Below are 6,951 nucleotides of genomic sequence, written 5' to 3'. Positions count from 1 at the left end.
GCCGGGAGTCGATGACAAGACCTATCTGCAAGCCTTCAAAAAACTTGGTGGCAAGGGAGTAGATCTATTCTCCCGTGCACGGATCTTTTATGCCGAACTGGCTTGGGCCACACCTCAAGAGGATGGCGACTTTTTGGTTATTCCGCTATCAGCTGGAGAGTGGTGCGACGAAAAGAGGTGGGTTAAGCAATACAGAGTGCGTGTTGATAGGTCGAAGTGGTCAAAACACAAAAGGACAAAGGTATCCAATGAACTCGAAGTCGCCAGACTGGAAGGCATTGATGCTAAGAAGACAGACTCCGAACTCCGTCCTTATGTGTTTTTTGTAGCGGAACAAGACAGTGCTGAACCTGAGTTTTTTAACATAAGTGATCATCGACTGATTTGCGCGGTGGTGGGCACGATCTCATACCCTGATTTTAAATCGGGTAAATGATCACAAGCATGCATCCCTGTTGGCTTACATCCTGCTCGCAGGAACCATTAAGCAAATGATTTATCAGCGCGAGCCTCCAGTACTGATTCACCAACGGGAGGCTCCGTGTATCCCTATATGTGTCCCTCGAAAACACACACCCCACCAAACCCAATAAAAACAAAGCCTTTACCGCCCGGTTCAAATGCCCCCGACTCAACGACAAAGCCCGCCTTGTGCGGGCTTTGTCGCATCTGGCGTCCCCTAACCAAAACAGCACCTCCAACGCAGGCGCACTCCCGCCGGATCCGACTGTCACAGTGACTGGAAGCCCCCAGCTACGGCTTGAACATCACGGAGATTACCCACCATGAACACCTGGATCGCCGCCGCCCTGGCCTCGTTGATTTCATTGCCCGCCATCGCCGCAGATGCCCCTCCCCCACGTGTGCAACAGGTCACGTTCAAAAGCGAAGTCGGCAGCGTGCAGTTCAAACAGAAGATCAAGGGCCATCAAACCGCCGAATACAAACTCGTCGCCAAGGCCGGTCAGACGCTGACTGTCGATCTCAAATCATCCAACACGCCCGCCTATTTCAATATCACCGCGCAAGGGGCCGACGAAGCGCTGTTCAACGGCTCGATCATGGGCGATCACTTTGCCGGTGCGGTGCCTGTTGATGGCGAGTACACGGTTCAGGTGTATCTCATGCGCAACGCGGCGCGGCGGCAGGCGGTGGCCAGTTATTCGTTGTCGTTGTGGCTTTCCGACAACGCCCCGGCGGAAGCGAAAAAACCGGCAACAAAAAGTCCCTGAAAGGCAGCGACGCCTCGACGGATAAACCCCAAATCCCCTTCTACACTCACAGCGCCCCTTCCCAGAGCGAGCGCTGATGACCACCCTCCAAACCCGCATGAAGCAAGGCAAGAACGCCCGCAAGCATTGCTCGCGCAGCGCCCACGCCGCCACCGGCAAGATGAACCGCGATCCGATCCCTCTGATCAAGGCCTCCAGTCAGGGCCGCGTCGCGTCGCTGGTGGAACTGCGTTACGGGCGGATGCTGGTGTCGCCCTTCACGTTCTTCCGTGGCAATGCATTGCTGCAGGCCCATGATCTGTCGAGTACCGAAAACATGGGGCTGGTCGGGCCGATCTGTGGGGATGCGCACTTGATGAATTTCGGCGGGTTTGCCACGCCGGAGCGCAATCTGCTGTTCAGCGTGAATGATTTCGACGAGGCGCATCCCGGGCCTTGGGAGTGGGATGTGAAGCGACTGGCGGCGAGTTTTGTGGTGGCGGCGCGGGATTTGCGCCATGGCGAGTCGGTTGAAGAAGAGGTGTGTCGGCAGATGGTCGGTGCCTATCAGGCGACGATGCTGGAGTGCGCCGAACAGAGTGCGCTGGAAACCTGGTATGAATCGATCAAGTACGAAGACTTGCTCGACCAGGCGCGCAAGAGTGCGCTGGAGCATGTGCAGCGAGCTGTCGATAAGGCCGAGCGGCGCACCCATGCCGAGTTGCTGCCGAAGATCAGCGAGCGCGACGCCAGTGGGCGGCTGGTCATTCGTGACGATTTGCCGGAAATTTTCCACCTGCACAAGAACACTACGCTGCTTGACGCCGATGATGACTGGTTGCGGCTGGCGGACTGGCGGCCGTTGTTCGATACGTTCATGCGTGACTATCGCACCACGCTGCAGGCTGATCGACGTGAGTTGCTCTCGCGGTTTCACGTGCAGGATCTGGCGTTCAAGGTGGTGGGGGTCGGCAGTGTTGGCACCCGGTGTCTGGTGGCGTTGCTGACTGACGATCAGGAGTTTCCGCTGTTTCTGCAGTTCAAGGAGGCGCGGCGTTCAGTGCTCGCCGACTATGTGAAGGCCAAGTCCCGCACGCGTCATGAGGGCCAGCGGGTGGTCGAGGGGCAGCGTCTGATGCAGTCGGCGAGCGATCTGTTTCTCGGCTGGACCACCGGCCCCAACGGTCGGCACTTTTACGTGCGGCAGCTGCGCGACATGAAGATCTCCGCCGAGCTGGAAAACTTCGACGCCGAAACCTTTGCCGCCTATGCCCGGGTCTGCGGTCGCGCACTGGCCCGCGCCCACGCCAAAGCCTCGGGCAATGCGGCGGTCATCAGCGGCTACATCGGCAAGGGCGATGCCTTGGCCGACGCTTTGTTCAAGTACGCACGCAGTTACACCGCGCAGAACGAGCGCGACTTCGAACGCTTTCAGCAGGCCTGTCGCAAGGGCCGGCTACGGGCACGTTCGGAAGCCGATTTCGCTGCGGATCACTTGCCTTGATGCGTTGCAGAGCGGTCGCCGCCGAGATGAATTTTTCTTCACTGCCCCCGTTCGATCAACACGGTACAGTCCGCTCGCTCATTCAAGAAACTACGGTTCGCCCGCGCTCTCCCGCGGGCTTTTTTTTGCCTGTCGTTTGCTGCCGAAGCGATACACCCGGTTTGTTTTTTTCCATTTCGTGGGCAATCCTGTCCCTCGACCCTGCCAACCGGAGCGCCCGATGTCACTGCTGAGCCTGCCCTGCCAACGCCTGACACTCGCCATCCTCGCTCCGGAACAGGCCGAACTGGAAAGTGCGTTCTATGCACGCAACCAGCGCCACCTCGCCCCGTGGTCGCCGATTCGCACCACCGAATACTTTTCCACCGAGCAGATTCGTCGACGCCTTGAAGTTCAGGCCAGTGCCTACGAGGCCGGGCTGGCGATGCATTTCGCCCTGCTGACACCGGACGGCCAGCAGATGATCGGCGCGTGCAATTTCAGCGGGATCATTCGCGGTGCGTTTCAGGCGTGTTATCTGGGTTATCACATCGACCACGCGCATCAGGGCCAGGGCCTGATGCAGGAAGGTCTGGAGGCCGGTATCGGCTACATGTTCGACACGCAGAACCTGCACCGGATCATGGCCAATTACATGCCCGGCAACGAGCGCAGCGCGCGGTTACTGGAGCGTCTGGGTTTCGAGCGCGAGGGCTACGCCAAGGCCTACCTGAACATCGCCGGGCGTTGGCAGGACCATGTGCTGACGGCGTTGGTCAATCCGTTGTTCGAAACGCCGGAGAAGCGCTGGTCGCGACAGCTGGCGTGAGTTTCACAATTTGTTAAGCATTGGCGAAGTATGCTCAAGCCTCCTGCCCTTTCCGGTTGCCTGAAACCCATGCCGCGTGCCGCCACTTCACTATTTCTACTCGCCGCCCTGCTGTTTTTTTTCGCTTTGGGTAACCACCAGTTGCAAGGCTCCACCGAGGCCCGGGTCGCCGGGATCGCGATGGAGATGCATCTGGACGATGACTGGGTGACGCCGCGCCTGTTCGGCGAACCGTTTCTGGAAAAACCGCCGCTGAGCCTGTGGCTGGACGCCGGCGCCATGCGTGTGTTCGGCGTTTCGCCGTGGGCGGTGCGGCTGGCGTCGGCGGTGGCCGGGTTGCTCAGTGTGATGGTGCTGTACGGCATGCTGCGTCGTTTCGGCCGCCCGAAAGCATTGGCGTGGACGGCGGGAATTCTGCTGGCGACCATGGCGAGCTACTGGAGCAACGTGCGTGGGGTCGGCGAAGATGCGTTGCTGGCGCTCGGCGTGACCACCGCGCTGCTGGCGTTCTTTCAGGCGCAACGCGCACCGAACGCGGCTAACTCGCTGCTGTTTATCGTCGGGATCGCCATCGCCACGTTGAGCAAGGGCGTACTGGGATTGGCGATGCCGGGGGTGGTGATTTTTGCCTTTCTGCTGGCCGACAACCTGATCGACAAACGCCTGAAGGTCGGCGCCTGGCTGCGTCCCGGCCTGCTCACGGCAGTCGGTCTGATTCCGTTGCTGATCTGGCTCGCCGTGCTCTATCAGCGCGGTGGTTCGCACGCTGTCGCTGAAGTGCTGCTGACCAACAGCGTCGGTCGCTTCAGCGGCTCGTTCGTCGAGGCTGGGCATTACGAACCGTTCTATTACTATCTGGCCAAACTGCCGGAAGCGTTCCTGCCGTGGAACATTCTGGTGTATCTGGGGCTGTGGCATTTCCGCAAGGAGCTGAAGGCCAACCGTTACCTGTTGTTTTTCAGCCTGTGGATCGTCGCGCAGTTCATCATGCTGACCCTGGCCTCGAGCAAACGCACGGTTTACCTGATGTCGATGACCCCGGCCGCTGCGGTGATCGCCGCCGAGTACGCACGGGTGTTGTTCGAGCGCTTGCAGGCGCGTGAAACCGCCGACCGCTTTATCGGAAAAATCGCCCGTCATCGTCAGGCACTTGCCGCTGGCTTGCTCACGGTGGTGATCGCCAGCTACCTCGGCGCGGCCCAGTGGGCATTGCCCAACGCCGACAAGGAACTGTCGTTCCTGCCGTTGACCGAACACATTCAGAGCTTGCAGGCCAACGGTCAGCAGGTCGCGCTGTTCCAGGCCAATGAGCGAGTCGGCGGCGCCAGCGTGTTCTACACCCAAAGCGTGCTCAAGGGGTTGGACACCGACGCGCAGCTGCACGATTTCCTCAGTGCCTCGCCCTCCAATGTCGCGGTGATCTCGGCAGACAGCGAACCCGCCGCACCACTCAAAGTGCTGAAGACCATGATGGTCGGGCGCCAGGCGTACTATTTCGTCGGCTACTGAAGCTCATCGCGCCAGACAATAAAAACCCGCCGTCACTGGCGGGTTTTATTTGTGCCGAGGCTTTGTAAACGACAGTTTATCGAGTGCTTACTGAGTGCCAATCGGAGGCTTCGATGAAGCCAAGCACCCGCGGATCCGCCTTGTTGGCGGCAGACACAAAAAGCGAGGAACCGTAGCCAGGGTCCGACACCGGTGCGTTCAAATCCTTCTCCAACTCCGCCATGCATTCGCTGTGGGTCACCAGGATCAAGTTACGCCCCGGGAGTTTGTGCGCCAGCGCCTCTTGCAGAATCCGGCCCTTGCAGCTGATCAGCCAGTCTTCGCCTGTGGCCGCACGGTTGAACATGTAACCGGCGGTCTGCACCGTGCGCAGCATCGGGCTGTTATAGACATCGGCGTTGTTCAGGCCCAGATGCTCGAACTGCGCGCCGACACCGACCGCGACACTGCGCGAGCGGTCGGTGATGCCATCGTCGCCGCTCAGGCACGGCGCCGGCGAGTGGTCGCAGCGCTCGACGTGACGCACCAGCACGATCATGTCGCCCTTGGCCCAGCCGGCCGCCAGTGCCTTGGCACCAGAGACGTTGCCATGGGCCAGGTCCGGCACCGTTGCCGGGGCGAGCAGCCACAGGGTCAGCGGAATCACCAGCAGCGATGCGCCAAGCACAACCCAGGTATTGCGATAGCGGGCCAATCCGCTCAGGGATATCGAGCGTTTGACGCCGAACAGACTCAGTCTCAATTCCACATCGGCCGCCTCGTCGGCATGCATCACAGTCAATTCGATGCGGCGAGGTTAGTGAAGCGGGCGTAAGCGGTCGGTGAAACGTATGTGAAAAAAGTCTTGAAGTGCCCTTGTTACAAAATCCGTCGGACAAAATCCTTTCAGCTCTCGTGTTTGCGGCCGATACAGTCCTGCTAACACCCTTGCTGGCTCAAAAAAACAACAATCTTCCAGCCTGACCGACGATCAAGAAGCACAACGTTCCTGGAGGAATTGTGATGAATAGCTGGTTCGGCAACATCAGCGTGAACATGAAATTGGGCCTGGGCTTCGGCCTGGTCCTGGCCCTGACCTGCGTACTGGCCCTGACTGGCTGGACCAGCCTCGGCGGCCTGATTGACCGCAGCAACTGGATGAGCGACATCACCCAGCTCAATGCCGGCCTGACCAAGCTGCGCGTGGTGCGCCTGCAATACATGCTGACCAACGGCGACGAAACCGCCGCGCAGAATGTACAGACCACCCTCGAAAGCTTCGCCGCACAACAACAGGCGCTGATCAACAAGTTCAAGAGCCCGGAAAACGTCAAACTGCTGAAAGAGCAGGCGGCGACCATCGCCGAATACCAGACTTCGCTGAACAAGATGCGCAACGCCTACCGCACCGGCAACAGCGCACGCGACGTCATGAGCGTCAACGCCGATACCGCGTACAACCTGATCGAATCGATCAGCAACCGTGTCCGTCAGATGGACATGAGCGAGCAGCGTTTCGAACAGTTCCAGGCGATCACCGAAGCCAAGGAAGCGTTCATCCTCGCGCGCTATGAAGTGCGCGGCTACACCGCCACCACCAATAACGAAACCGAGCAGAAAGCCGTCGGCCAACTGAACGTGGCCATCGACAGCCTCAAGCAGTTGAACACGCACTTCTCGGCGACTCAGCAAGACACGCTCCGTCAGCTGGAAACCGCCCTGACCAACTACCGCAGCGCGTTGCAGGCGTACAAGAACGCCAACAGCGAAGCGGTGCAGGCGCGTAAAGAGATGACCGATCAGGGCGCCGCCATCGTCACCACCAGCGAGCAGCTGTATCAGATTCAACTTGACCGTCGCGACATCGAAAGCGCCCAGGCCCGTACTTTCCAGCTGATCAGCACCCTGCTGGCGCTGCTGGTCGGTGTGATTGCCGCGGT

The 6,951-nt window shown here is 59.6% G+C and carries 7 protein-coding genes; 6 read left to right on the top strand and 1 reads right to left on the bottom strand.

The window, feature by feature from the left end; translation table 11 throughout:
• The 5 genes from DBR18_RS15275 to DBR18_RS15255 form a co-directional block, all read left to right on the top strand.
• Positions 1-436 (top strand): hypothetical protein (locus DBR18_RS15275; RefSeq protein WP_218277861.1); only part of this gene is annotated, 436 nt, incomplete at its 5' end.
• A 349-nt stretch (positions 437-785) separates the two neighbouring features.
• Entirely contained in the window at positions 786-1,232 is a 447-nt protein-coding gene (locus DBR18_RS15270) for a hypothetical protein (RefSeq protein ID WP_108590928.1), read from the top strand.
• A 76-nt stretch (positions 1,233-1,308) separates the two neighbouring features.
• Complete coding sequence (locus DBR18_RS15265) at positions 1,309-2,715, top strand: DUF2252 domain-containing protein (RefSeq protein ID WP_108590927.1); 1,407 nt, start codon at positions 1,309-1,311, stop codon at positions 2,713-2,715.
• Between the two features lie 220 nt (positions 2,716-2,935).
• On the top strand, positions 2,936-3,523 hold the full coding sequence (rimJ, locus tag DBR18_RS15260; RefSeq protein WP_108590926.1) for a ribosomal protein S5-alanine N-acetyltransferase: 588 nt from the start codon (positions 2,936-2,938) through the stop codon (positions 3,521-3,523).
• A gap of 30 nt (positions 3,524-3,553) precedes the next feature.
• Positions 3,554-5,032 carry a glycosyltransferase family 39 protein gene (locus DBR18_RS15255; protein ID WP_108590925.1) on the top strand — a complete coding sequence of 493 codons (1,479 nt, stop codon included), beginning with the start codon at positions 3,554-3,556 and terminating at the stop codon, positions 5,030-5,032.
• 76 nt (positions 5,033-5,108) lie between these two features.
• Here DBR18_RS15255 and DBR18_RS15250 read toward each other — a convergent pair whose 3' ends face one another.
• Positions 5,109-5,780, bottom strand: coding sequence for a histidine phosphatase family protein (locus DBR18_RS15250; RefSeq protein WP_108590930.1), 672 nt, complete (start codon positions 5,778-5,780; stop codon positions 5,109-5,111).
• A 254-nt stretch (positions 5,781-6,034) separates the two neighbouring features.
• Here DBR18_RS15250 and DBR18_RS29270 point away from each other — a divergent pair.
• Positions 6,035-6,951, top strand: a 917-nt coding sequence (locus tag DBR18_RS29270; protein WP_256588721.1) for a methyl-accepting chemotaxis protein, incomplete at its 3' end; no start/stop codon positions are given.

It is taken from the genome of Pseudomonas sp. HMWF021, from assembly GCF_003061005.1.
Classification (GTDB): Bacteria; Pseudomonadota; Gammaproteobacteria; order Pseudomonadales; family Pseudomonadaceae; genus Aquipseudomonas.
This window is presented reverse-complemented; position numbering and strand designations above follow the sequence as displayed.

Coding starts and splice junctions, on each gene's coding strand:
- DBR18_RS15270 (WP_108590928.1), top strand. CDS start 786: ATGAACACCTGGATCGCCGCCGCCCTGGCCTCGTTGATTTCATTGCCC.
- DBR18_RS15265 (WP_108590927.1), top strand. CDS start 1,309: ATGACCACCCTCCAAACCCGCATGAAGCAAGGCAAGAACGCCCGCAAG.
- rimJ (WP_108590926.1), top strand. CDS start 2,936: ATGTCACTGCTGAGCCTGCCCTGCCAACGCCTGACACTCGCCATCCTC.
- DBR18_RS15255 (WP_108590925.1), top strand. CDS start 3,554: ATGCTCAAGCCTCCTGCCCTTTCCGGTTGCCTGAAACCCATGCCGCGT.